At 33.1% G+C, this 23,073-nt stretch carries 19 protein-coding genes; all 19 read left to right on the forward strand.

What is annotated here, in order from left to right; genetic code table 11:
- The first annotated feature begins 2 nt into the window (after positions 1-2).
- Positions 3-902, forward strand: coding sequence for a glycosyltransferase family protein (locus tag BLV91_RS05460; protein ID WP_139262280.1), 900 nt, complete (start codon positions 3-5; stop codon positions 900-902).
- Positions 899-3,049, forward strand: a complete 2,151-nt coding sequence (locus tag BLV91_RS05465; protein ID WP_091430495.1) for a polysaccharide pyruvyl transferase family protein — start codon at positions 899-901, stop codon at positions 3,047-3,049. The genes BLV91_RS05460 and BLV91_RS05465 overlap by 4 nt, the downstream gene beginning before the upstream one ends.
- The gene (locus BLV91_RS05470) at positions 3,049-4,152 is read left to right on the forward strand and encodes a glycosyltransferase family 4 protein (protein ID WP_217636955.1); all 1,104 of its coding nucleotides are present in this window, start codon (positions 3,049-3,051) and stop codon (positions 4,150-4,152) included. Before BLV91_RS05465 ends, BLV91_RS05470 begins: the two co-directional genes overlap by 1 nt.
- A complete protein-coding gene (locus BLV91_RS05475; RefSeq protein ID WP_091430501.1) occupies positions 4,146-4,865 on the forward strand; it encodes a WecB/TagA/CpsF family glycosyltransferase in 720 nt (239 codons plus the stop codon). Before BLV91_RS05470 ends, BLV91_RS05475 begins: the two co-directional genes overlap by 7 nt.
- Before the next feature lie 38 nt (positions 4,866-4,903).
- Positions 4,904-6,322 (forward strand): undecaprenyl-phosphate glucose phosphotransferase, encoded by a 1,419-nt coding sequence (locus tag BLV91_RS05480; protein WP_091430504.1) that lies wholly within the window; start codon positions 4,904-4,906, stop codon positions 6,320-6,322.
- A gap of 297 nt (positions 6,323-6,619) precedes the next feature.
- On the forward strand, positions 6,620-7,408 hold the full coding sequence (locus tag BLV91_RS05485) for a polysaccharide biosynthesis/export family protein (RefSeq protein ID WP_091430506.1): 789 nt from the start codon (positions 6,620-6,622) through the stop codon (positions 7,406-7,408).
- 11 nt (positions 7,409-7,419) lie between these two features.
- Positions 7,420-9,792, forward strand: a complete 2,373-nt coding sequence (locus tag BLV91_RS05490) for a GumC family protein (RefSeq protein WP_091430509.1) — start codon at positions 7,420-7,422, stop codon at positions 9,790-9,792.
- 403 nt (positions 9,793-10,195) lie between these two features.
- A complete protein-coding gene (locus BLV91_RS05495; protein WP_091430512.1) occupies positions 10,196-12,610 on the forward strand; it encodes an SLBB domain-containing protein in 2,415 nt (804 codons plus the stop codon).
- Between the two features lie 341 nt (positions 12,611-12,951).
- Complete coding sequence (locus BLV91_RS05500; RefSeq protein WP_091430793.1) at positions 12,952-14,013, forward strand: Wzz/FepE/Etk N-terminal domain-containing protein; 1,062 nt, start codon at positions 12,952-12,954, stop codon at positions 14,011-14,013.
- A complete protein-coding gene (locus BLV91_RS05505) occupies positions 14,010-14,978 on the forward strand; it encodes an SDR family oxidoreductase (protein ID WP_091430514.1) in 969 nt (322 codons plus the stop codon). Before BLV91_RS05500 ends, BLV91_RS05505 begins: the two co-directional genes overlap by 4 nt.
- Positions 14,979-15,040: 62 nt before the next feature.
- The gene (locus tag BLV91_RS05510) at positions 15,041-16,315 is read left to right on the forward strand and encodes a nucleotide sugar dehydrogenase (protein WP_091430516.1); all 1,275 of its coding nucleotides are present in this window, start codon (positions 15,041-15,043) and stop codon (positions 16,313-16,315) included.
- 12 nt (positions 16,316-16,327) lie between these two features.
- On the forward strand, positions 16,328-16,726 hold the full coding sequence (locus BLV91_RS05515; protein ID WP_091430519.1) for a sugar 3,4-ketoisomerase: 399 nt from the start codon (positions 16,328-16,330) through the stop codon (positions 16,724-16,726).
- Positions 16,719-17,126, forward strand: a complete 408-nt coding sequence (locus BLV91_RS05520; protein WP_091430521.1) for a sugar 3,4-ketoisomerase — start codon at positions 16,719-16,721, stop codon at positions 17,124-17,126. Before BLV91_RS05515 ends, BLV91_RS05520 begins: the two co-directional genes overlap by 8 nt.
- On the forward strand, positions 17,123-17,581 hold the full coding sequence (locus tag BLV91_RS05525) for a GNAT family N-acetyltransferase (protein ID WP_091430523.1): 459 nt from the start codon (positions 17,123-17,125) through the stop codon (positions 17,579-17,581). The genes BLV91_RS05520 and BLV91_RS05525 overlap by 4 nt, the downstream gene beginning before the upstream one ends.
- Before the next feature lie 2 nt (positions 17,582-17,583).
- The gene (locus BLV91_RS05530; RefSeq protein WP_091430525.1) at positions 17,584-18,519 is read left to right on the forward strand and encodes a GNAT family N-acetyltransferase; all 936 of its coding nucleotides are present in this window, start codon (positions 17,584-17,586) and stop codon (positions 18,517-18,519) included.
- Positions 18,520-18,550: 31 nt separating this feature from the next.
- The gene (locus BLV91_RS05535; RefSeq protein WP_091430528.1) at positions 18,551-19,657 is read left to right on the forward strand and encodes a DegT/DnrJ/EryC1/StrS family aminotransferase; all 1,107 of its coding nucleotides are present in this window, start codon (positions 18,551-18,553) and stop codon (positions 19,655-19,657) included.
- A gap of 2 nt (positions 19,658-19,659) precedes the next feature.
- Complete coding sequence (locus BLV91_RS05540) at positions 19,660-20,916, forward strand: O-antigen translocase (protein ID WP_091430531.1); 1,257 nt, start codon at positions 19,660-19,662, stop codon at positions 20,914-20,916.
- A gap of 2 nt (positions 20,917-20,918) precedes the next feature.
- On the forward strand, positions 20,919-21,806 hold the full coding sequence (locus BLV91_RS05545) for a glycosyltransferase (RefSeq protein WP_091430533.1): 888 nt from the start codon (positions 20,919-20,921) through the stop codon (positions 21,804-21,806).
- Positions 21,807-22,162: 356 nt separating this feature from the next.
- A complete protein-coding gene (locus BLV91_RS05550; protein ID WP_139262282.1) occupies positions 22,163-23,068 on the forward strand; it encodes a hypothetical protein in 906 nt (301 codons plus the stop codon).
- Positions 23,069-23,073 lie beyond the last annotated feature (5 nt).

A 23,073-nucleotide genomic window follows, 5' to 3' on the forward strand; every position in this document is an offset into this window, starting at 1 on the left:
AAATGATAAAAAGTAAGGTCCCGATATTACTCTTAACATTTAATAGGCCAGATCATACCATGAGGGTTTTAGAGGTTATTAAAAAATACAAACCATTAAAATTATTCATTGCAAACGATGGTTATAGAGAAAACGTTAAGGGAGAAAAAGATAAGGTTATAGAACTTAGAGAAAAAATGACACAGTTTGTAGATTGGGATTGTGAATTAGAAATTTTGTTTTCAAATAAAAATTTAGGGTGTAAAATTGCCGTTTATAATGCGGTTAACTGGTTTTTTAAACATGTTGATTTTGGAGTTATTTTAGAAGATGATATTATTCCTAATCTTGAATTTTTTGATTTTTGTAATGAGATGTCTAGCAGATATTCTGCTAATGAAAGAGTTTTGAGTATTTGTGGTTATAATCCACTCCCTTATTTAAATATCAAAGACTCTTATTATTTTTCTAAATATTTTTCATCTTGGGGTTGGGCAACATGGAGTCATAAATGGTTTAAAATAGATCTTAATTTTGAAGGTTTTAAAATTTTAGATGATAAACAACTAAAAACCATGTATCCTTCTTTTATTGAACGTAAAATAAGACTAAAAAAAATAAGAGACTCTATCAAAGGAAATAATAACTCGTGGGCCTCTCCATGGAATTTTACACATCAATTGAATAATGCTTACGCTATTATTCCAAAAGTTAATCAAATAAAAAATATAGGTTTTTCAAATGAATTTTCAACACATACAAAAGAAAATTTTATAGATAAATTTTTTATGGACTTAGTTGTAAAGGAAATTAGTTTACCCTTAATACATACAAAAAAAGTAAAAGAAAAAAAAGTACTAACACAGTATTTTACAGCTAAGGAGTTAACAAGAATATTGCTAAAAAAAATTTTTAAAAAATGAGCTTAACACAAATTAAAAAACCTACGTTAATCAATTTACCGATAACCGAGGTATGTGATTCTAAATGTGTGATGTGTAACATATGGAATGACGATAAAGAAGATGCTTTTCTTCCGGAAGTTTTAAGGAATAAATTTAAAGATCCATTTTATAGTGAAGTAAAACATCTTGGTATTTCTGGAGGAGAACCAACATTAAACCCAAAATTAATTGAAAATATTGAGGTTATTTTAACAGAATTAAAACTAAAAACCTTATCCATGACAAGTCATGGATTTCATACAGACAAGCATCAAATTTTATTGCCTCAAATTAAGAAACTTTGTGAAATTCATAATGTTAGATTTGGCTTAAATATTTCTTTAGACGGAATAGATGAAGTTCATTTAAAAATAAGAAGGATTAAGGACGCCTTTAAAAAGACCACAGCGACAGCATTTTATGCTAAAAGCATAGGTATCCCAGTTCAGTTACAAACTACGGTATCAAGAGATAATGTTTACAATGTTGTTAAGGTAAGAGAATTTGCTATTAAAAATGGTTTTGAATCTATTTTTAGAGTAGCAACCGAAATTGCGAGATTGTGTAATGAAGATTTACAAGAAGGAATTGCTATGGATAAAAAGCAAAAATCTTTTTTTGCAGATTTTTTACAATCAGAAAGAACAATTACGGCCTCTTATTCTGTAGGAAGAAGATTGTTTTATTCAGATTTAGCAAAAAGATTAACGACAGGCGCAAATCGTAAGGCCCCATGCAGCTTTCAATCAACTGGTTTGTTTTTGTCTCCAGTAGGAGATATTTATAACTGCTCTATAAGTAATAGTGCACTAGAAATTGATGCTGAAGATTTAGAACAATCCATAAAATCTTCTAAAAACTCAAAAATTCTTAATGATTTAGTCAATAATAAATGTAATACTTGTGTGCATGACCAGAGTGGCAGGTGGCCTTTATACCACTATTTAAAAGTGCACGACAAAACAAGAAAATATTATTTAAAAGGCATGAAGCTTTATAAAGCTTTAAACCTAATTAAAGAAATAACATTTAGTCATTCAGAAAAAAAGGATTTTAAAACAACACCAACAAATAGAATATTAATTATAGGAATGTATGGGGGTGAACATGTTGGAGATGCAGCCATATTGGGAGGTGTAATTTTAAGGTTAAAAGAAAGGTTTAAATTCACAGATATTGATGTATTAAGCATTAGAAAGGAAAGAACAGAATGTTGGGTAGATAATCTAGATATTCCTATAAATATTAATGTTATAGATAATAAGAGTAATATTAATCCGTATAATTATGATAGGCTAGTCTTAGCTGGGGGGCCAATTATGAACATTCCAACAGTTTTATTAAATCATATTAAGGTAATTAATAAGTTTAAAAAAACAAACAGGCCTTTTTTAATTGAAGGTGTAGGTTATGGACCGCTTAAAACAAAATTAAGTAAATTTTTAGCAAAAAAGATTATTAGTAAAAGTGATGAAATTTCTTTAAGAACTAAAGAGGATTTTCAAAAGGTAATCAAAATTAGAAAGAATAGTATTGAAACTTATGATCCCGCTTTCGATTATTTAAAATATCATTTAAAAATTTTAAAAGAAAGCAATGATAAATTTTTAAATAAAATCTTAAAAGATGACAAGAAAATTTGTGTTATTAATTTAAGGCCTTCTGATAAGACCTATACAACCAATGATGGAGTTGAAGATTCCGAAGAAAAAATGCTTAATAGTATTGTTAATTTCATAGAAAAGAACTCGGAAGATATGCGATATGTTTTTATGCCAATGAATTCTGATCAATTTGGATTTTGCGATTTTGAAATAGCTTATAAATTAGAAGATAAAATTAAACAAAGAAAGCTTTGTGCTGATTATAAAATTTGGGAAACTGAAACAACTATAAATGATTGTTTATTATTATTGAATAAAGCAAGTTTAACTATTTCTATGAGGTTTCATGGATGTATCTTTTCATTAAGCACTGATACGCCAACCATCGGTATTGATTATTCAACAGTAGAAAAAGGAAAGGTATATAACCTATTTAAAAATATTCAAAAAGAAAATCAAGTTGTTAATTTAAATCATTTTAAAGAAGATTCTATAATTAATATTGCAAAACAATTAATCTAATGATGACTCCAAGAATCCTATTTCTTCTACATTTACCTCCTCCAGTGCATGGTTCTTCTATGGTTGGAAAATGGATAAAGGAAAGTAGTGTCATTAATAATACATTTGCCTGTAGGTATATAAATTTATTAGCTTCGAAAAAAGTAAGTGAGAGTGGTAAAATTACTATCCTAAAATTATGGGGTATGTTAACAGTTTGTATATTGTTGTTTAAACAATTGATAAAACAAAAACCAGAACTTTGTTATCTAGCTTTAACGACTACAGGTGCTGCACTATACAGAGACCTGTTATTGGTATCTATATTAAAGTTATTTGGAGTAAAAAGAGTTTATCATTTACATAATAAAGGCATAGCCAAAGCAGCAAATAAACCTTTAAATAAATGGGTATATCGCTTTGTATTTAAAAATGCTTCTGTAATTCTACTTTCAGAATATTTGTATAAAGATATTAAAGAATTTGTTCCAAGAAATAGAGTAGAAATATGTCCAAATGGAATACCGGATGTTGACTTTAGCTTATTAATAAAAAAAAGAGGAAAACCTATTGTCTTATTTTTATCTAATTTAATTGAATCTAAAGGGGTATTTGTCTTGTTGAAAGCTATGCGAATATTAAAAGAAAAAAATATTGAATTTAATGGTGTTTTTGTTGGTGGAGAAGGTGATATAGATGCTCAACAATTTAAAGAGAAATTAGAGGAATTTAATTTACAAAATCAAGTTAGTTATCTGGGTAGAAAATTTGGAAAAGAAAAAGAAGAAATTTTTAAAAGTGCAGATATTTTTGCCTTTCCAACCTATTATTCAAACGAATGTTTTCCGTTGGTTTTAATAGAAGCAATGCAACATAAATTAGCGATTGTAGCAACTAATGAGGGTGGGATTATGAGCATGATAGATGATGGAGAATCTGGTTTTTTAATAAAACAAAAAAATATCCAAATGTTAGCCAATAAATTACAAATATTGATAGAACAACCAGAAATAAGGTTAAAAATGGGCGAAAACGCAAATTTCAAGTACAAAAATGAATTTACTTTAGCTAATTTTGAAGCAAATTTAGTGTCGATACTAAACAAAACCATTAGTTTATGTTAGAAGAATTTGCAATTTTTGATAATTCTTTAGAAGAATTACCTAATAAAAAAATGTTAATTAATACTATTAATGCCTATTCTTATGTAATGACCAAAAAAGATGCGTTGTTCAAAGAAGCATTGATAAATTGTGAAATTTTAATACCAGATGGTGTAAGTGTTGTATTGGCAGTAAAATTGTTATTTGGAAGAAAGATAACAAAAATTGCTGGAGCCGATTTGTTTTTTTACGAAATGAATAAATTAAATAAAACGGGAGGAAAATGTTTTTTCTTAGGGAGCTCACAAGACACTTTAGATAAAATAGTTGCAAAAGCAAAAATGGAATTTCCAAAGATTCAGGTAGAGGTTTTTTCGCCACCTTATAAACCAACGTTTTCTGAAGAAGAAAATGCAGAAATGATTTCTAGGGTAAATGCATACAATCCAGATGTGTTGTTTGTTGGGATGACCGCTCCTAAACAAGAAAAATGGGCATACACACATTACGATAAATTAAACATAAATGCACATATAGGAAGTATTGGAGCTGTGTTTGATTTTTATGCCGGAACGGTAGATCGGCCTTCTCCATTTTGGATTAATTTAGGTTTGGAATGGTTTATTCGTTTAATCAAAGAGCCTAAAAGAATGTGGAAGAGATACCTTTATTATGGTCCCATTTTTATTAAGATGATTGTAGAGCAAAAACTGAAACAGCTTTTTAAAATATAAGCTAAATAAATGTATAAATATAAATTCCAGTTGGTAATATGTCACTTTTAAAACATCTCGCTGCTTATCGGTTTTCCCGTTATTTCAAACTTTTGTTTGCGTTATGGGATTTGATTTTACTGAATAGTGCCATACTGTTTTCTTTTTTGTTGAGATACGGAAGCTTGGATAGAATGGATTTAAAGGAAGTGCAAACGATTTCTTTATTGACTAATTTGTTTTGGATTTTTATCTTATTTTATAAGGATGCGTATAGAATAATACGGATTGAAAGAATTGAGACGATACTTACTCGAATGATGCGACACATACTGATTCATACTTCACTAATAGCTGTATTTGTAGGATTGTTAAAATATTCAACCGTTTCGCGTTTGCGTTTGCTCTACTTTTATCTCGTTTTTTTTGTATTTCTTTTTATTTCTCGAGTGGTTTTTATGAAATTCATGAAGTATATTCGGGCTCAAGGGTATAATTTTAAAAATGTAATTATAATAGGGGCAAATGACAAAGGGGAAAATATTAGAAAATTCCTGAGTAGGGATCTGACCTATGGGTATCGAATTCTTGGCTTTTTTGATGATAAAGTGGATCCGTTTGCACCTATTTCTGGTCAGCTGTTGGGTGGTTTGGATGCTATCCATGAGTATGTTGTCAATAATAATGTCGATGAAATGTTCATTGCACTCCACAATGACAATTTGAAAACAATACATGAACTGACAGCGCTATGTGAACGTTATATGATCCGCATAAAATTTATTCCCGATTTTCAGCAATATACCCGAGCGAGAAAAGTGCAGATAAGCTTTTACGGAAATACTCCAGTGTTAATGTTGCGTAAGGAACCATTAGAAGGCATGCCTAATTTGCTGCTGAAAAAAGCATTTGATCTTGTTTTTTCCTTTGCGGTTATTGTTTTAATTTTTCCATGGCTGTTTCCTATAATTATACTGATGATTAAGATGGATTCGCCTGGTCCAGTGTTTTTTAGACAGCGACGTTCTGGTAGAGATAATGAGGACTTCTGGTGTGTTAAATTCAGAACGATGCAAGTGAATAAATTATCAGATAGTATGCAGGCAACACTGGGTGATAGCCGTGTGACCAAAATGGGGGCTTTTATGCGAAGAACGAATATTGATGAGTTACCACAGTTTTTTAATGTATTGTGGGGTACGATGTCTGTTATAGGACCACGTCCGCACATGCTGAAGCATACCGAACAATATTCAGAATTAATCAATAACTATCTGGTGCGTCATTATGCCAAACCTGGAATTTCTGGTTGGGCGCAGGTAAACGGTTTCCGTGGTGAAACTAAAGAACTGATTGAAATGAAAGACCGAGTAGATTATGATATTTGGTATATTGAAAACTGGAGTTTGTTGCTGGATATTAAAATTATTTATCTTACCGTTTATAATATTTTTAAAGGCGAGGAAAAGGCTTATTAGTTATCGTTGTTCGATTTTCGACGAACGAATTTCGATGAAAGAAGAACGAACTTCGAGACCTAGTTTACTTGCCCGTTTTTCTTTAACATTTTATAAAAAAGATAATCCCTACATTTGCCCCTTTTCAAATTTTTAAATAAGTATAAGGATAGCTTTTTCGCAAAAATCAAAAGATTACATATTTACCATAAAAAATAATAAATAACAATCAATTAAATGAACATTACGGAATTGCGAGGCTTACAGCGATTAGATATGCGAATTCGATTTGAGCGATATAAAATTAAATAACAACATATGAAATGTCTTTCTTTACTAAAGAAAATAACCCCTTTGCTACTCGTAACACTATTGTTTTCCTGTGCTTCAAGAAAAGATATTGTCTATTATCAAGGAATTGACGGAATAGCTGCCCAAGAAAAGTCAAATTTTTATGAAATCAAAATACAACCAGATGATTTGTTGATGATCATTGTATCTGCCGAAGATCCGGAAATTGCGATACCATTCAATTTAAAGTCTATTTCTGTTCAAAATTCGGGCAGACTAGATGCTGTTACTGGACAGCAAACCATGCAATTGTATCTGGTAGATTCATATGGTTCTATAGAGTTTCCTGTTTTGGGTAAATTAAAAGTAAGTGGTTTAAGCCGCACTAAAGTACTTCAAATGCTACAACAAAAAGTAGGGGTGTATATTAAAAATCCTATAATTAATCTTCGTATCATGAACTTTAAGGTTTCTCTACAAGGAGAGGTAAACGCGCCGGGTACTTATTCGGTAGATTCAGAAAGGATTACATTGATTGAAGCATTAAGTAAAGCAAAGGACTTAACTATTTACGGGAAAAGAAATAATATATTAATCATTAGGGAAATTGATGGGGTTAAATCGTATAACCGTGTAGACATTACCAATGCTGATTTTATTAATTCGCCCTTTTACTATTTGGCTCAAAATGACGTAGTATATGTTGAACCGAATAAAAATAAAATAAACGGGGCAGCAATTGGCCCAAATACAGGGGTAATAATATCAGCTACTTCCTTGCTAATTGCATTAATAACATTAGTAATAAGATTATAAATAGTTTGGACATGGAAAACAATTTCGATGATGAATATGAAAATGATTTTGATATAAAAGCATTTCTTAATAAGTATTTGATTCACTGGCAATGGTTTGTATTGGCAATGTGTATTGGATTATTAGTAGCTTTTTTATACCTACGATATACAATACCACAATATAATGTTAGCACCACAATTTTAGTTAAGGATGAGAAAAAAGGGGGTATGCTTTCAGAACTATCTGCCTTTGCTGACTTGGGAATGGGAGGAGGGATGAAAAGTAACTTGGATAATGAGATAGAAATTCTGAAATCACGTACCTTGGTAGAAAGTACGGTAAGAAAGTTAAACTTGAACACCACCCTAATCATTGCAGGCAAAGTATCGGACAGAGAAATTTACGGAGATACTCCTATCTCAGTTAACTTTATGGATAAATCGAATGACTTTTATAAAAGTTCCATTAACCTAAGTTTCACTGAAATATCGCCCACAACTTTTGAATTAGTTAATCTAGCAGAGAACGATTTTTCAAAAATAATTGCAAGGGATAAAAAAGATTTTCGATACGATGAGGCCATAATGACCAAATATGGTGTTTTGGTAATCAGTAAAGCGGTTTCCAAGGGGCATCAACAAGATCTACAAAATAAATCGATAAGAATAGTAGTTAATCCTCTTGAAAGTGTCGTGGCAAGTTTTCAAAACCGCCTGAAGGTCGAGCCAGTAAGCAAAACCAGCAGCGTAGTGGCGCTTTCCATAGCGGATCCGGTCATTAAAAAAGCGGAGGATTTCTTGAATAATTTGACCGAAATTTATAATTTGGATGCCGCAGCAGACAAGAATTTCATATCGGAAAACACCTCGATTTTTATTGCCAACAGGTTAAAATTGATTACGCAGGAGCTCGACGGCGTGGAACAGGACGTTCAATCGTTTAAGAAATCGAATAAGCTGACCGACATCGAATCGGAAACCAAGCTTTTTATTGAAGGTTCCAACGAATACGATAAAAAAGGGATCGAGACGGAGATCCAGCTTAATATGGTTAGTTCTATGATGAGTTTTTTGAAGCAAAGCACAAATTCAGATTTGTTACCTACAAATATAATATCCGGGGATGCTAGTGCAGCTGGAATGATCAATTCATACAACCAATTGGTTTTAGACAGAAACAGGATTTTGAAATCAGCTACTGAGGTTAATCCATCAGTGGTAAAGATGAATCAGGAAATCAGCTCGTTGAAAAACAATGTTCAGGGGAGTTTACAAAGAATGCAGTCTAATTTAAGCATTCAAAAACGAAATCTAAATAGCGAGGAAAATATACTGAATGCCAAAATAGGGAAAATTCCGGTGCAGGAACGCCAGTTCAGGGTCATTGCACGCCAACAAAAGGTGAAAGAAGAGTTGTATTTGTATCTGTTGCAAAAAAGGGAAGAAACGGCCATCTCTATGGCGGCCACGGAACCCAATGCACGTGTGATTGATGACGCGAAGGGTAATAAGTTGCCAATTTCCCCAAAGAAAAACATCGTTTATTTAGCCGGGCTGTTGATGGGACTTTTAATTCCATTTGGAATCATATATACGGATGATTTATTGGATACTAAAATCAAAAGCCGATTGGATCTAGAGGGAAAAACAATGATTCCTTTTATTGGTGATTTACCTACGTCAGATACGCCTTCAGTAATCATGAAAGCAGAAAGTAGAACTAGTTCTGCCGAAGCTTTACGAATCATAAGAACGAATCTGGAGTTTATGTTGAGCAAAGTGCCAGAAGGCATGGCCAAAACGATATTCCTGACTTCTACTTTTCCAAAAGAGGGTAAAACCTTTGTTTCTGCAAATCTGGCTGCCACTTTTGCTTTGTCAGGTAAAAAAGTATTGTTGATAGGTATGGATATTAGAAACCCAAGGCTAGATGAATATTTAAACATACCAGAAAGAGGTTTTACTAATTATTTATCTTCTAAAGATTTGAAGTTGGAGGATCTTATCGTTAAGTATGAAGGATACGAGGATTTCCATGTATTACCTGCAGGTGTAATTCCACCAAATCCAGCGGAGTTGTTGATGAGCAAGAAAGTGGATGAAGTATTCCAAATTTTGAAAACGCAATACGATTACATTATCGTGGATACGGCTCCTGTTAGTTTAGTAACTGATACCTTATTGATAGCAAAACATGCAGATACTTTTATATACGTGGCTCGTGCTAACTTTTTGGAAAAACGCATGCTGAGTATTGCTAACAGCTTATACAAAGAACAAAAATTACCAAATATGTGTCTGCTCCTTAATGATACGGACTCCACCAAAGGTTATGGCTATGGCTATGGCTACGGTAATGAAACGGTTAAAGAACCATGGTTCAAAAAAATATTTAAGGCATAGTATTTTATTGTCACACTACAATGCTTGGAAAGTCCATGAGATAATTTTATTTCATGAACTTTTTTGTTTTGGTTAGTATATTAGTTGTTCTTTCTTTTTGTCTTTGTTAATGATTGAAAGTGAGTATGTTATGTTTGTTTTGGTGCAGTAGCTATTCGCAAGAAAATATTGAATTTTATAAGGAGGTATGGGATACAATTTGGGTTTATATTAGGTACAGCAAAACATAGCTTTTATTGTATTTTTAACTTACTTTTGCGTTAATGTTGAAAAACAGTGTTCACTTTAGCTGTGAGTTACTGCGGCGAAGCCGTGCCATTTTGTTAATATTCTTGGTGATATCATCGAGATTTATTTAGAGTATAAAAAAAATTGAAAAGATAAGTTAATTCTTAGATTAGTTATGAGAAAAATAATTACGGTTGTCATATTGTTTTTGGCACTTTTACAAACGAATACACTGCTTGCGCAAGATTTGTTAAAGAGTAGTGATTTAAGCACGGTTAAAGTCGATAATTTATCTGATGCTGAGATAGCAAATATAAAAGCGCAATTGCAGTCTAATAATACCACTATTGAACAAGTGGAACCTATGGCTTTGGCCAAAGGAATGTCTGCTAGTGAATTCGCAAAGCTAAAATTGAGATTAGCTGCAAATGCTGCGGCTTCTGGGGTCAAAAATGATAGTGAATCTTCTACACAAAAATATGGCAGGACACAGGAGAAAATTGTGAATACAAAAGTTAAGGACAGCCTTAATTCACTTGTATTTGGATCTGAACTTTTTGATAATCCCACTTTGAATTTTGAGCCTGATTTAAAATTAGCTACCCCAATGAATTATATTCTGGGTCCTGGTGATGAATTACAAGTTAGCGTATATGGAGTGCAGGAATACAATGCTAACATTCCAGTATCAGTAGAAGGTAAAGTATCGATTCAGTATGTAGGTCAAATTGCAGTTGCGGGAATGAGTATTGAAGCGGCAACGCAGAAAATAAAAGCGGCCATGGCTAGGGTATATAGTACTATTGGTTCGGGTCAATCTCAAGTTTCTGTTAGTCTGGGTAGAATTAGAACGATTCGCGTAACTATAATAGGAAGTAAACAGCCGGGAAATTATTCTATTTCTTCATTGGCAACGGTTTATAATGCGTTGTTTTTAGGAGGAGGTCCTGGGAAAAATGAAAGTTATAGAAATATTGAATTGATACGTAATAATAAAATATATACTAAAGTTGATATTTATAAGTTTTTGGTAAATGGAGATCAATCAGAGAATGTCGGCTTAAAAGACAATGATGTTATTCGGATTCCAGCGTACGAACAAAGAGTTAAAGTAGAAGGTCAAGTGAAGCGTCCGGGGATTTTTGAAATGAAAGCAGGGGAGACTTTTTCTGATTTATTATCATTTGCTTCTGGTTTCAATGAGTTTGCATATACAGCATCAGTAAATGTGCTTCAAAAAACCGGAAAAGAATTTAAGGTGCAAGATATTAAGGCGTCTGAATTTAATAGTTATAAACCGCAATCGGGTGATGTATTTCGAGTAACTAAAATATTAAATCGCTTTGAAAACCGAATCAAAATTGAAGGGGCTGTTTTTAGACCTGATATGTACTCTTTTTATGAGGGAATGCGTATTTCAGATTTGATTGCTAAAGCTGAGGGTCTAAAAGAAGATGCTTATAGCAAAAGAGCTAGGATCATTCGATTGAAATCAGACTTGACAAAAGAAATAGTTAACGTAAATTTAGAGAAAGCCTTAGAAGGCGATGTGGAAGCTGATATTCCCTTGTTAAAAGAGGATATAGTAACAGTTTATTCTATATTGGATTTTGTTGAGGAATATAAAATTACAATTGATGGTGAAATCAAGAAGCCTGGAGTTTATGATTATCAGGAAGGTTTGACTTTGAATGATTTATTAGTTCAGGCCGGAGGTTTGACAGGTTCAGCATCAAAAAGGGTAGAAGTGGCTAGGATGATTATGTCAGAAGAAATTGACGATGCTAATCCTAATAAGGCTGAATTGTTTAATATTGAAATCACTCCAGATAACAATGAGCAAGCAGTTAATTTTTCGTTGTACCCATTTGATGTGGTAAATATCCGTAAGATGGCAGTGTATGAAAAGCCAGAAATGGTATCTATTAGTGGTGCTGTGCATTATGCGGGAAAATATGTTTTGGCAAGTAAGAAAGCGAAAGTGTATGATATTGTAAAGAGAGCAGGAGGTTTAACTTCAGGGGCTAATATTGAGGGTGTTAAAATAAAACGTCCAATTCAAGCCAAACAAATTGAGGCTGTTGAAAGTATAGATTTGAATTTGGGAACAAAAGACAGTATTCAAAATAAATTAGAAAAAAAACTAAAAGAAGATTTGAAATATGCCATTATACCTGTGGACTGGAAGTCTATTGTTAAGGATGAGAATAGCAATACAAACGTAACTCTTTTTCCTGGTGATGAAATTGAAGTGGCCGCTTTTAATGAAGGGGTTAAAGTTACAGGAAATGTTTTATTGACTTCGGAGATTCCTTATGATAAGGGTAAAGGATTTAGATATTATCTGGATGCGGTAGGTGGTGTTGATGCCAAAGGCTGGAAGAAAAAGGCTTACATTATTTATCCCAATGGTAAGGCGGATGTGGCCAGCTCTTTCTTGTTTTTCAGGAACTATCCAAAGGTTACTCCGGGTTCTCAGATTATTGTACCTGAAAAACCAGAAGTTAAAAAAATGAGTACAGGAGAATTTGTGAGTATAGCAGGTGTTTTGGCCAGTTTGGCGGGTGTTATTATAGCGATATTGAGATAGTTTAGTCGTCATTCGTTTACCGTCCATCGTCAACCGTCCATCGTCCATCGATTTGCGAAAAACGTGGAACGTTTTTCGCTCGAACAACGAACAACGAACAACGAACAACGAACAACGAACAACGAACAACGAACAACGAACAACGAACAACGAACAACGAACAACGAACAACGAATACCGCTTACCGTCCATCGTCCATCGTCCATCGTCCATCGTTTTTGCGAACAACGAATAACGAATAACGAGCAACGAACAACGAATACCGCTTACCGTCCATCGTTTTTGCGAATAACGAGCAACGAAAAACGAGCAACGAGCAACGAATAATGAACAACGAATATATGAATGAACAAAATACAAATGACGAAATTTCGTTAAAGGAATTGCTTGAAAAGGGAAAAGAATGGTTTGTTTATCTAGTTTTACAATGGAAAATTATTGTATTGGCTGTTGTTATAGGGGCAGTTATAGGCTTAGGCTATTCTTTTGTCAAAAAACCAGTTTATACAGCGAGTTTGTCATTTGCTTTGGAAGACGAAAAATCTGGAGGAGGGCTAGGAGGAGCTCTTGGACTTGCGAGTTCTCTTGGTTTAGACTTAGGCAGTAGTGGTGGAAGTATTTTTACTGGATCTAATTTGACTGAGTTATTTAAATCCCGCACTATGGTGGAACAAACTTTGTTGAGTCCCGTTGTTGTTAACGGGAAAACTATTTCTCTAGCAGAAATGTACATTCAAAATAAAGAATGGAGGGCTATATGGAATGAGAAGCCTAAGTATAAGAATATCCAGTTTTTGCCTAATAGCAAACGCAAGCTTTTTACAAGAGTTCATGATAGTATTTTAGGAGTAATTTATCAAGATCTATCAAAAACAGGGTTGTCAGTTGGGCAAAGAGATAAGAAAGTTGCGATTATTAGTATTGATGTAGCCTCTAACAATGAATTGTTTTCGAAATATTTTTGTGAGGCATTAGCAAAAAATGTCGGCGATTTTTATATCGATACAAAAAGCAAAAAATCAAGAGAGAATATGCTGATTTTAGAGCGGCAGACAGATTCCGTTCGTCGTGAATTGAATGGTGCTATTACCGGTGTGGCTGTAGCCAATGATAATACTTTTGGTTTGAATCCTGCAATGAATGTGCGCCGTGCTCCTTCTGCACGGAGACAAGTAGACGTTCAGGCTAATACAGCAATCTTAACTGAGCTGGTCAAACAATCTGAATTAGCCAAAGTAACTTTACGTAAGGAGACGCCTTTGATTCAGGTTATTGATAGTCCTATTTTGCCTTTGAAGAAAGAAAAATTTGGCAAGCTTAAGGGAATTGCAATGGGAGGTTTTTTAGCGGGGTTTTTTATCTTAGTATTTTTAATTATAAAAAAGTTATTAAAGAGTTTATGAAAATATTAATTACGGGAGGCGCAGGTTTTATTGGATCTAATTTATCAGAATATTTTTTAAATAAGGGATATCAAGTAGTTTGTTTGGATAATTTTGCCACTGGGCATAGACATAATTTAGTATCTTTTTTAGGAAATTCTGACTATACTTTGATAGAAGGTGACATACGAAATTTTTCTGATTGCCAGAAAGCGGTAGATGGGGTTGATTATGTTTTGCATCAAGCAGCTCTAGGTTCTGTACCTCGTTCCATTAATGATCCCATTACAACTAATGACGTTAATGTTTCTGGTTTTTTAAATATGCTTACTGCTTCACGTGATGCCAAAGTAAAACGTTTCGTTTATGCAGCAAGCTCATCCACTTATGGAGATTCTGAAGGTTTACCAAAAATAGAACAAGTAATTGGTAAACCATTATCACCTTATGCGATTACAAAATATGTTAATGAGATGTATGCTGAAATTTTCAGTAAGACTTATGGCTTAGAAACTATAGGATTACGTTATTTCAATGTTTTTGGAAGAAAACAAGATCCCAATGGGGCTTATGCTGCTGTAATCCCAAAGTTCGTCATGCAATTTATGAATTACGAAAGTCCCGTGATTAATGGAGATGGAAGTTTCTCAAGAGATTTTACTTACATCGATAATGTAATTCAAATGAATGAGCTGGCAATGACTACTCAAAACCCTGAGGCAATAAATACGGTATACAATACTGCTTATGGAGATAGAACTACTTTAATGCAGTTAGTTAGCTTGATAAAAGAAAATTTATCGGATTTTGATGCTAAAATTGATGATGTTAAAGTGATATATGGTTCTAACAGGGCTGGTGATATCCCACATTCTTTAGCCAGTATTGAGAAAGCAAAAAAATTATTGGGCTACGAACCTCAATATTCAATTAAAGAGGGTCTTAAAGAAGCCATCACTTGGTATTATAGTAATTTAAAACAATAGTACAGACTAACTAATCTTATAATTAGGAAATTTCGGATAATTATCAAGGATAAATTTAAAGTATGAAGAAAATTGCAGTCATTGGTTTAGGATACGTTGGACTACCATTAGCAAGATTATTTGCAACAAAATATCAAGTTGTAGGATTTGATATAAATCAAAATAGAATTGATGGATTACGTTCTGGAACAGATAGTACTTTGGAAGTTTCGGATGCTATTTTACAAGAGGTTTTGGTGAATGAATTTTCGGAGCAAAACGGTTTGTTATGTTCTTCTTTAATAGACGATATAAAAGATTGCAATTATTATATTGTAACTGTTCCTACACCGGTTGATAAAAATAATCGTCCTGATTTAACACCTTTATATAAAGCAAGTGAAACGGTAGGTTCTGTCTTGAAAAAGGGCGATATTGTAATTTATGAATCTACCGTATATCCGGGAGTAACAGAAGACGAATGTGTTCCAGTACTTGAAAAAATATCTGGATTAAATTTCAATGTTGATTTTTTCGCAGGATATTCGCCAGAGCGTATTAACCCTGGAGATAAAGAACATACAGTAGAAAAAATTTTAAAGGTGACTGCTGGCTCTACGCCGGAAATTGGAATTGTGGTTGATGAGTTATACAAAAGTGTCATTACTGCAGGGACCCATTTGGCACCGTGCATTAAAGTTGCCGAAGCAGCCAAAGTAATCGAGAATTCACAACGTGACATTAATATCGCTTTTGTAAACGAATTGGCCAAAATATTCAATCTTATGGATATTGATACCCATGCAGTTTTAGAAGCCGCCGGTACTAAATGGAATTTCTTGCCTTTCAAACCGGGTTTGGTGGGCGGTCATTGTATAGGAGTGGACCCCTATTATTTAGCACAACGCGCTCAGGAATTTGGGTATCACCCAGAAATCATTTTAGCAGGAAGACGACTAAATGACAGCATGGGAGAATATGTGGCTTCCCAAGTCGTGAAGTTAATGATTAAAAGAGGAATTGCTATCAAAGGAGCTAACTTGTTGATGTTAGGAATTACTTTTAAAGAAAACTGTCCAGATGTACGTAATACTAAAATTGTGGATGTTGTTAAGTCGTTAACTGAGTATGGAATTCAAGTTGCAATATTTGACCCAATGGCAAATCCCGCCGAAGTAAAATATGAATATAATCTGATTACAACACAAAATTCGCCAATAGCCAAATTTGATGCAGTTGTATTAGGAGTGGCTCATACAGATTTTTTAAAAATGGATTTGTCTTCCTTTCAAAATCCAAACAGCATTTTGTACGATGTCAAAGGAGTGATAGGAGATGTAGTTGATGGGAAATTATAATTATGTATTTTTATGAAACCTAAAATTATTGATTTACCCAAGATAAAAGACTCCAGAGGAAATCTTTCCTTTTTAGAGCACCCTAGTCAGTTGCCTTTTAAAATAGAACGTACCTATTGGATTTATGATGTTCCTGGTGGTGAAATGCGGGGGAGTCATGCATTCAAAGAGCAGCAAGAGTTCATTGTCGCCTTATCAGGTAGTTTTGATGTTGTGTTACATGACGGTGTTGCAGAAACTAGTTTTTCATTAAATAGGTCGTATTACGGTTTACTTATTCCTAAAGGCTATTGGAGAACATTAAAAAATTTTTCCACGAATTCTCTAGCATTAATTATATCTGATAAACAATACAATGAAAAAGACTACATAAGAGATTTTGAAGAATTTAAGAGAATGAAAAATGTATAAAGTGGCGGATTGCAAGATTGTAGACTTGCCTAAAATTCATAATGAAGCAGGAAATATTACTGTACTACAAAACGGTAAGGATATTCCATTTGAGGTAAAGCGTATTTATTATTTATATGACATTCCAATGGGCTCAGAAAGAGGAGGCCATGGTCATTATGAATTACAACAATATATTATAGCGGCAAGTGGGTCATTTACTTTCATTTTAGATGATGGTAATAACACAAAAGAAGTATTTTTAAATGACCCGTCCAAAGCATTGCATATTTTGCCAGGTATATGGAGAGAGATTAAGAATTTTTCGAGTGGGAGTATTTGCTTAGTCATGGCTTCACAAATCTATTCTGAAAAAGATTACATCCGAAATTATGACGATTATTTAAACTATATAAAATGATTTTATTAGAGGAATATAGTGAGGCTTACTTGGCTAAATCGTGGGAATGGTTGAATGATACTCAAATAAAGTCACTCACGAATACTACTGATTTCACTAAGGCGGAGCAACAAAAATGGTTTTTAAACCTTGCTAAGAAAGTAGATTATAAGATTTGGGGGGTAAGTTTTGATGGTGTTCCAATTGGCGTTTTTGGTATAAAAAATATAGATTTACTGTGCAAAGAAGGAGAATATTGGGGTTATATTGGAGAGAAGGAATATTGGGGCAAAGGATTAGGTGAAATAATAATTAATGAAGTTCTCCATATCGCTACTTTTACACTGGGATTGGATTGTGTTTATTTAAAGGTATTGGAAAGTAATAAAGTTGCTCGGAATTTATATAAAAAATGTCATTTTAAGGAAATTAGGCAGGACAACGGAATTATAACAATGGTAAAAGGATTGCAATAAATATGATTGAGTTGTGTAAATACAATCCTGAATATCAGGAACAATGGAATGCTTTGGTTGAAAGCAGCAAAAATGGAATTTTTCTTGTGCATCGAAATTATATGGATTATCATAAAGATAGATTCATAGATCACTCGATAGTGTTGATCAAAGGGAAGAAAATTATGGCGGTATTTCCAGCCACCGAAAATGGAAGTCAAATTATTTCCCATGGTGGATTGACATTCGGTTCTTTGATAATGAGCTTTGATGTAAAAGCTGTTGAGATTTTTGAAGCACTTAACCAAGTTAAGTACTATTATAAGGCATTAGGTTTTAGTGAAATCATTTACAAAGCCGTGCCATCTATTTTCCATAAATATCCTTCTGAGGAAGATTTGTATGCTTTATTTAGATTAGATGCAAAATTAGTAAGAAGAGATATTTCCTCTGTAGTTAAGATAAAGAATAAAATTAGATTTTCAGAAAGTAAAAGGCAGGCCGTAACTAAATGTGAAAAACTTGAGGTTAAAATTATAGAAAATAATAATTTTGATGAATATTGGTGTTTGCTTACAGATGTACTTTCTAAATTTGGTACTAGTCCTGTACACTCTTTAGAAGAAATAAATAAGCTTAAAAAGCTTTTTCCAACACAAATTAGATTGTTTGAGGCGAGGAAAGATGATGTGCTTCTGGCTGGAATTGTTATTTATGATTATGGTAACGTAGTTCATACTCAGTATATGGCTAATTCTCAATATGGTAGAAAAATAGGTGCCCTTGATTTTATAAATCAGAAGTTAATTGAAGATGTATTCAATGACCGGGAATATTACAGTTTTGGTATTTCGACTGAAAATCAAGGCATGTACTTAAATGAAGGATTGATACAACAAAAAGAGATGATGGGAAGCAGAGGAATTTCGATAGATTTTTACTCAATTGCTTTGAATTAATAATCGTCGGGTAAACCCGGAATAAATAATTATGATTAAATTTTTAGATTTACAGAAAATAAATCTTTTACACCAAGTAGAGATTGAAGAGAAATTACTAAGTGTATTTAGATCAGGATGGTATTTGCTGGGCAAAGAAGTAGCTAATTTTGAAGGTGAGTTGAAACGGTATGTTGGCAGCAATCATGCAATTGGTGTAGCCAACGGTCTTGATGCGCTCCGACTGATATTTAGAGCCTACATTGAATTGGGAATTATGAAAAAAGGGGATGAGGTTATTGTTCCTGCTAACACTTATATTGCATCGTTGTTAGCACTTTCTGATAATGGATTAGTTCCTATATTAGTAGAACCAAATATAAATAATTACAATATTGATATTTCAAAAATAGAATCCCATATTACTTCTAAGACTAAAGCCATCTTAATCGTCCATCTATATGGTCGGGTTGTTTTCTCTGAAGAACTGATTGCAATTGCAAAAAGGAATAATTTAAAAATTGTAGAAGATAATGCACAAGCTATAGGAGCTACTTGGCAAGGAATTAAATCAGGAAATTTGGGTGATGCAGCGGGATTTAGTTTTTATCCGGGTAAAAATTTAGGTGCGCTTGGAGATGCAGGCGCGGTCAGCTGTAAAGATGAAGAATTGGCTATTGCAATTCGTGCTATTGCAAATTATGGTTCCACTAAAAAATATGTAAATGTTTTTCAGGGCTTAAATAGTCGTTTAGATGAAATACAAGCCGTAGTTTTAACTGTAAAATTGAAGTATATTGACGAGGCAAATGATCGAAGAAGAACCATAGCCAAAAGGTATTGTGATGAAATACAAAATGAGCTAATTGTTTTGCCCATTCCGCCTTTAAAACCGCAAGAACACGTTTGGCATTTGTTTGTTATACGTAATAAAAACAGAAATAATTTACAAAATTATTTGAAAAATATTGGGGTAGAAACATTAATTCATTATCCAATTCCACCGCACAAGCAACATGCGTATGAAGAAATGAATAACCTTTCATTTCCAATTACGGAGCTTATTCATGACGAGGTGTTGAGTTTGCCTATAAGTCCCGTGATGACTAACGACGAAGTATCTAAAGTCATAACTGCTTTAAATAATTATAAAGTTTAGTTTTGCAATTAGTTAAAACGTCCATTTTCTCTGCAATCATCACTGTAATAAGAATAGCATCCGGCTTTGTAGCAAACAAAGTAGTTGCTATTTATACTGGTCCGGGGGGAGTAGCCTTAATAGGCGCTTTCTCTAACTTCATTTCTATCGCCTTGACTTTTGCTAATGGCGCAATTAATAATGGTGTCATAAAATACGCCTCAGAATATAAGGGCAACGAGAGGAAACAAAAATTACTCTATAGTACTTCCTTTAAGATATCAGTCTATTGTTCGATGTTATTTGGTCCTATACTTATTTTGTTTGCGCCCTTTTTTTCGGATCTCGTATTAACAAATGACGTCTACACTAACGCCATTAGGGTACTTGGTTGCAGTATCGTTTTATACTCGCTAAATAGCTTACTGATTTCGATACTAAATGGGCGTCATGAGATAAAAATGTTCACCTTAGTCAATACACTAGGAAGTATTGTGGGTTTAGTTGTTACTGTTATCCTTGTGTATTTTTTCAAAGTGCAAGGAGCCTTGTACGCATTAGTACTCTCGCAATCTATCGTTTTTTTTATTACCTTAATTTTAGTAGTAAAGAGCAAATGGTTTTCGTGGAGCTATTTTACGCAACCTTTTAATAAAATAATTGCCAGGAAACTTTGGGGCTTTAGTTTAATGGCGATCATTACTGCCATTGCAGTTCCTGTGTCCCAAATTTTATTGCGAAATCTGCTGATTGCTGAGGTCAGTATTGAAGGTGCCGGTTACTGGCAGGGAATGATGAAAGTGTCTGATGGCTATTTATTACTAATCGTTACTTCTCTAAGCACCTATTACCTGCCTAAATTAGCCTCGTTGAAAACTGATAAAGACTTACAAAAGGAAATTTTTAGCGGCTATAAAATTATTCTGCCATCTGTTTTATTCGGTTGCATTGTAATTTATTATATGCGGTTTTTTATAATCAAGCTGCTTTATACCCCCTCATTTACACCAATGGAATCATTATTCTTTTGGCAACTGGTGGGCGATTTCTTTAAGATGGCTGCGTGGATATTATCCTATTTAATGCTAGCCAAAGCAATGATAAAAATTTTTATTATTACGGAGATTGTATTTACCATTTTGTACGTAGGATTAGGTTATATTTTTGTGCACTACTTCAATTTACAGGGGATAACGATGGCTTTTGCTTTAAACTATATTATTTACTTTTTGACTATGTTGTTTTTGTTTAGAAGGTTAATCTTTAAAAAATTTAATTAAATATGATACCATTAGTTAGTATTGCGATTGTGACGTATAACCAAAAAATATATTTAAAAGAATGTATTGAATCGATCTTAGATCAAGATTATTCTAATATAGAAATAATTGTTGCAGACGATGGTTCGACTGATGGTACGCATGAAATGCTACATGATTATGATCAAAAACATCCAGGATTATTCGTTCTTCATTTAGCAGTTAAAAATTTGGGGATAACAAAGAATCACAATGTGGCGCATTTTTCATGTAATGGAACGTATATTGCGTGGATAGGGGGTGATGATTTAATGCTGCCTGGTAAAATTAGTAAGCAAGTAGCGTTTATGGAGGCTAATCCAGAGTGTACTTTACTCTATCATAATTTAGATGTATTTTACTCAGATGGTAACCAAGATTCATATCTTTTAAATTCAAAAAAGAACGCGAAAGAAGGGGATATTAAGACGATGATAAAGTACGGTAGTTTTAATGGAGGGTGTTCAACAATGTTAAGAAGAAGTAGGGCGCCACAATACGGCTTTGATGAAAGATTGCCAATAGCCAGTGATTGGATGTATTGGGTTGATGCGCTTGGTAATGGAGGCGAAATCAGATATCTAGATGAAGTGTTGGGTAGATATAGACGTCATGCTAATAATGTCACTTCGCAAAATAACTATAATGGATATATAGACCATCTTAATTCTTGTAATATACTTCTAACTAAGTATCCTTATTTACAAAAAATAATTTTATATAGATATTCGGAAAATTTAAGAGCATTAAGGTATAAAGAAAAAGCAAATTATCTTAATTGGTTAAAAGCCAGTTTTCGTGTTGGGCTAAACAATAAAAGTTTGGTTGCATTGCTTTTGTATTTTTTTTCTTTTAAAAAAATTAGTAAATAGTGACTTATTATTTAAGATTTAAAAGGACGCTCCCAAATGAGATATTTAATTTTATTGGGAAGTTACTCTTTATATTTGGATTTTTATACGATATCAATTTTACTTTTTTACCAAGTTTTACAAGTGCAAGATTAGCTTTCCTATTTTTGTTGTTGCTATTTCTGAAAAAAAATCATGGGATTTCTAAAAATGCACTATATTATATTTTAGTGTTGTTTTTTGTTTTTTCGATAGCATTAATTCAATTTGTTCTTGTTCCTGACTCGACACAATTGTCAAGGATATTGTGGTTCAGTATTTATGGAGTAATCTCTCCCTTTCTCTTTGTCAATTTTTTAAAAAGTCGAAATGAATTTTTGATTTTAGTAAGTGTCGCAGCTGCAATTCAGGCTGTACTCTCCATTTTTTCATTTATTAATCCTTCTGTCAAAGCATTGTTTTATAATCTGGTAATCTTTACTTCTAATTTTGAAGAGGATCAGGTTTTAAGAGCTGTTGCATTCGCTTCTATTGGCGGGGCAGGTTTGTCAGTTATTCAAAGCCTAGGGGTGATATCCTCAATAGCACTTTTGAAAATAAATAATTTTGGGATTTATCGCACTATATTGATCTGGCTTATGATGGCTATCACGGTTGTTTCAATTTTTTTAATTGGTCGCACCGGTTTGTTCATTTCACTGTTGTGCATATTTATATATTTTATCAGTGAAATAAAAAGCTTAAAAAAAATAATTGTAATTAGTTTAGTTATTCTGGGTATTTATCAGATTAATACAATTGATATTCTAGAGAACCTTACTTCAAATGTTGATGGTTTTAGTGTTGATATGTTTACTGCCTGGATAGAAAATGCATTTAATATAGAGAATAATGATACTAGCGAGGCTCTAGCAAGTATGCCAATTCCTCCTGTCACCTTTCAAACCATAATTGGGACAGGTAGAGTCGTTCATGAATCGGGCGTGGGCAATGCTTCGATGCATGATTCGGGTTACATTCAGACCTATTATTCATTAGGATTGCTAACCGCTATTTATTTCTATATCAGTTATATTATTTTCTTAATATTCCAAGTAGGGAAGGGAAAAAGTGGATACCTTTATTTTTTGATTTTACTTATGTTTATTATCGAAATAAAAGAACCTTTTATTTTTCAATATGTATTCCCCTTTTTTGTGTTAAGCATGATTTTAATTAGTGATAAAATAGAATTTAAAGAAGAATCAGAAAATAAAAGTAAATTGAATATTAATTTGAGTTAAGATAT

Origin of the sequence: Flavobacterium degerlachei (assembly GCF_900106645.1) — a bacterium.
GTDB classification, from domain to species: domain Bacteria; phylum Bacteroidota; class Bacteroidia; order Flavobacteriales; family Flavobacteriaceae; genus Flavobacterium; species Flavobacterium degerlachei.

Coding starts and splice junctions, on each gene's coding strand:
- BLV91_RS05495 (WP_091430512.1), top strand. CDS start 10,196: ATGAGAAAAATAATTACGGTTGTCATATTGTTTTTGGCACTTTTACAA.
- BLV91_RS05490 (WP_091430509.1), top strand. CDS start 7,420: ATGGAAAACAATTTCGATGATGAATATGAAAATGATTTTGATATAAAA.
- BLV91_RS05460 (WP_139262280.1), top strand. CDS start 3: ATGATAAAAAGTAAGGTCCCGATATTACTCTTAACATTTAATAGGCCA.
- BLV91_RS05470 (WP_217636955.1), top strand. CDS start 3,049: ATGATGACTCCAAGAATCCTATTTCTTCTACATTTACCTCCTCCAGTG.
- BLV91_RS05535 (WP_091430528.1), top strand. CDS start 18,551: ATGATTAAATTTTTAGATTTACAGAAAATAAATCTTTTACACCAAGTA.
- BLV91_RS05515 (WP_091430519.1), top strand. CDS start 16,328: ATGAAACCTAAAATTATTGATTTACCCAAGATAAAAGACTCCAGAGGA.
- BLV91_RS05530 (WP_091430525.1), top strand. CDS start 17,584: ATGATTGAGTTGTGTAAATACAATCCTGAATATCAGGAACAATGGAAT.
- BLV91_RS05475 (WP_091430501.1), top strand. CDS start 4,146: ATGTTAGAAGAATTTGCAATTTTTGATAATTCTTTAGAAGAATTACCT.
- BLV91_RS05465 (WP_091430495.1), top strand. CDS start 899: ATGAGCTTAACACAAATTAAAAAACCTACGTTAATCAATTTACCGATA.
- BLV91_RS05485 (WP_091430506.1), top strand. CDS start 6,620: ATGAAATGTCTTTCTTTACTAAAGAAAATAACCCCTTTGCTACTCGTA.
- BLV91_RS05500 (WP_091430793.1), top strand. CDS start 12,952: ATGAATGAACAAAATACAAATGACGAAATTTCGTTAAAGGAATTGCTT.
- BLV91_RS05510 (WP_091430516.1), top strand. CDS start 15,041: ATGAAGAAAATTGCAGTCATTGGTTTAGGATACGTTGGACTACCATTA.
- BLV91_RS05525 (WP_091430523.1), top strand. CDS start 17,123: ATGATTTTATTAGAGGAATATAGTGAGGCTTACTTGGCTAAATCGTGG.
- BLV91_RS05520 (WP_091430521.1), top strand. CDS start 16,719: ATGTATAAAGTGGCGGATTGCAAGATTGTAGACTTGCCTAAAATTCAT.
- BLV91_RS05505 (WP_091430514.1), top strand. CDS start 14,010: ATGAAAATATTAATTACGGGAGGCGCAGGTTTTATTGGATCTAATTTA.
- BLV91_RS05480 (WP_091430504.1), top strand. CDS start 4,904: ATGTCACTTTTAAAACATCTCGCTGCTTATCGGTTTTCCCGTTATTTC.
- BLV91_RS05545 (WP_091430533.1), top strand. CDS start 20,919: ATGATACCATTAGTTAGTATTGCGATTGTGACGTATAACCAAAAAATA.